We start from the raw sequence: 3,101 nt of genomic DNA on the forward strand, positions 1-3,101 counted from the left end.
GTAGATACTTTTTTCTTTCCCACCAAATATTTTCCAAAGAAATTTTCAAGGAAAAATCGAGAAAAGGGCTGAAAAACGGCTTTACACCACTGATAATACTTATGAAAATCAGGTTATTAAAACTAAAAATCAAGCCAACAAAAAAAATGAATAAAAATTCAATTCTTTTTCAGAATGGTTCTTTCTCTTTACTATAAGAGCGTTTTTTATGGAAATTATCATCCCCTCTGATGTAGCTCAACGTGCCCAATATTTTTTCTCCCAAAAGACTCTAAAAATTTTATCAGGATGATCTTTTCAAAACATCACAATGAAACGAAAGAAACATCACAATGAAATTTCAGTTTGATCAAACCGGTACTTTAAATAAAAGCCCACCCCACCCAGTCAACAGAAAAACTTCATAAAAACAATAACCGGAAGATTTAGCGAAAAATAAAAAAAGAAGACAACCACCACTTTCTATTAATAATAAGGTATAAAAAGAGGACTTTTATGAGCCACTATACAGGTCCGGAGCAGAACAAAAGCACAAAATTCAGATTAAATCAAACTGATTGCACAGAGAGACAAGTTTTGCGCCAATTATTCCAGCAGAATGATAACAGAATGGCAATATAAGCAACAAAACGTCAGAAAATAGTTAAAAAACAAAAGATTTGCGAATACTCAATCGCTAAATTTCTGGGACTTAATTTTTTATTTTAAATTTGCAAATAATTTTAACCTAGCAGTATTTTCTTCAAAAATTCTTCTATAATCTACTGAATAGCTTAAAATGAGCGATTTATAAGTGTTCAACCTCAATAGAGGTAATGACTTGGCAATAGTCACAACTTCAGCAATATGCATATGTTTGCTTTGCCTAACAACTCTTTACAGTTGCAAAAATACAAAATAAAAATGAAACCACACTATGTTGGTGCAAAAAAACAATAGTCATAAAACAAAGATTAACTTCGCCTTATGACTATTGTTGTCCACATTAAACTTATTTATCATTTAATTGGTTCCGCATGCACATAGTATTCACTGTTTATAGGGTCTTCCCCGTCAGTTTTAAGTATCAGTACCATGCGAGAATGTTTTGTACGCCAATATGCTTTAATATCAGCATCTTCGGGTAGTGCCTTAAACGTTTTACACAGCGAAGCCTTTTCTGTTTCTTTTATAGTACTATGTGCTTCATAGTACTGGTCCATAATCTTCAACAGACCTTCTCTTTCACGTTCAAGCACGCCTAACATATATTCCTTGTCGTTTTTGTCTTTTGCTCCTTTCAGTACAATACGTAACTCTGCATACGGTTTTGTAATGTCTTCTTTGTAGGCAGTAGGTGGAGTTAGGATAAACTCACGGCTCTTGTCCAGCAAGCAATATTCTGTTAGTTCGGGGTTCTTGGAATTATACCTTACGTTATCCCAATCGTAACCAAAGAATCCATCATTCACCAAATAGAGCCTCTTTCGGGCTTGATAGACAATACGGCCATCTTTATAGCCATTGGCATAGACAATAGTATTGTCATGAGGCGTGAAGAAGTATGTGCTCCACCAATAGGAAGTATTCAAACAGTTTGTCTTACGTTCCATGATTCCAAAGCCATCTGGCATATCACGACAATCACTCGTCCAAGTAATTGAATCGTAGTAGTTGTAATAGGCATTATCTGAAGAGTTGAAACCATATTCATCGGTAAGCTCAAATGTTACAAGGCAGAAGGTCTGAAACACAGGGTCTGTGTTGTCTTTGTCGTCTTCTGCATAGTATGCCTTAATCTTAAACTTGCAGTTGTCGGGAACAGAACGGTCAATATCCGTATCATACGTGTAACTTTTCTTCATCATTTCCAAATCGGTTTCGGTCATGCGTTTATATACAATCATGCCATATATAGACTTGTAACCATTGCTTCCATCACTCGTCGCTCCCAATTTTTGTATGGTGTACATTAAGGTCTTGCCATTCGACTCGTCAAGCTTAAGAATCTGCATGTATCTGCTGTCTGTTGTCTGCTTGTTGCTGCCAAACAGTATGAAGCCTTTGTCCATGTCATAAGTCCATGATACACGTCTGAAACAAAAGGCTGGCAAGGCATCACTATAAAAATAACTAAAAGCTTGCTGTGATGTCTCAAACCAAAAGTGTGTAGGGCTGCCACCAAATCTGTCTTTCCAAAATTCCTCCTTGCTCAACTTTCCGTTTTCCTGTACCTCATAAGTGGCAATACTCTCCCAACCATAGCCCTTGACCTTACTCTGTATTTCTTCTGCTGCTATTGGCTTTCTCCCTTTTAGCACACAGCACCCCTCATCATTAACAGTATAGGTTTGGTTGAATAGATTCATATCCAACTTACATTGCTCAACACTCAATTCCTCAGACTTATCGCAACTGCCAAATACAACAGTGCAAGCTACGATGAGTGCTATTAACCAAAACTTCTTAGTCATAATAATCCAAATTTAAAGATTTTACATATAGACAGATTACGGATTTTCAGTGTTTCAAATTCTGCTGTCCAAGATAACTGAGTGCAAAAATACAAAAGTATCAACGTAATAGTGCATTTTTTTATTTTTTATAACACTCAAAACATACTTTTGTGCAAATAAAGGAAGAATAAACTACACCTGACAAATCTATTTACATATTTCTATGCACTGCCTACAGTTGGTACACTCACTTTCTGCAACCGTTGGGAGCAAAATTTCTCCGCCCTCATGGTGGAGCGAGGAGTTTTGGGGTTTCCAAAACATAACCTCGCTCCCTCCTCTAAGAACAAAAGACGAGATATTTGCCTTTCGGCTTTCCATGCCCAAGGTTGCAGACCTTAATTCTCTCAATTTACGCCAAACATCAAAGCTGCCACATTGAAAGAACAAGGTCACAGACACAAGCTACTTTGTACATGGAGTTTGCAAAGGAAAAGGTGATATTTTAGCAATGAAACTTGCCAAGTGTTTCAGTTGTGTGTTGTTGATTTCCTTTGTGAACTATGCCGAGTGTGCTGTGTGTCCTCGGTATAGTCTGCATAAATCTAATGCCATGCTAAAACACTGCGGAGGTTCGCCCAAGTGGCTGGAGGCGCAAAGCCTCCA

General features: G+C 37.2%; 2 protein-coding genes. One reads left to right on the plus strand and one right to left on the minus strand.

Features of this window, described 5'->3' with window-relative positions:
* A partial coding sequence (locus DXA74_RS16515; protein ID WP_233550414.1) for a hypothetical protein occupies positions 1–197 on the plus strand: 197 nt, incomplete at its 5' end.
* 801 nt (positions 198–998) lie between these two features.
* Here the strand turns inward: DXA74_RS16515 and DXA74_RS01880 are convergent.
* Positions 999–2,453: a hypothetical protein gene (locus DXA74_RS01880; protein ID WP_118525139.1), complete on the minus strand. Its 1,455-nt coding sequence runs from the start codon at positions 2,451–2,453 to the stop codon at positions 999–1,001.
* Positions 2,454–3,101 lie beyond the last annotated feature (648 nt).

The sequence above is a fragment of the Bacteroides sp. OF04-15BH genome (genome assembly GCF_003477995.1).
GTDB lineage: Bacteria > Bacteroidota > Bacteroidia > Bacteroidales > Bacteroidaceae > Paraprevotella.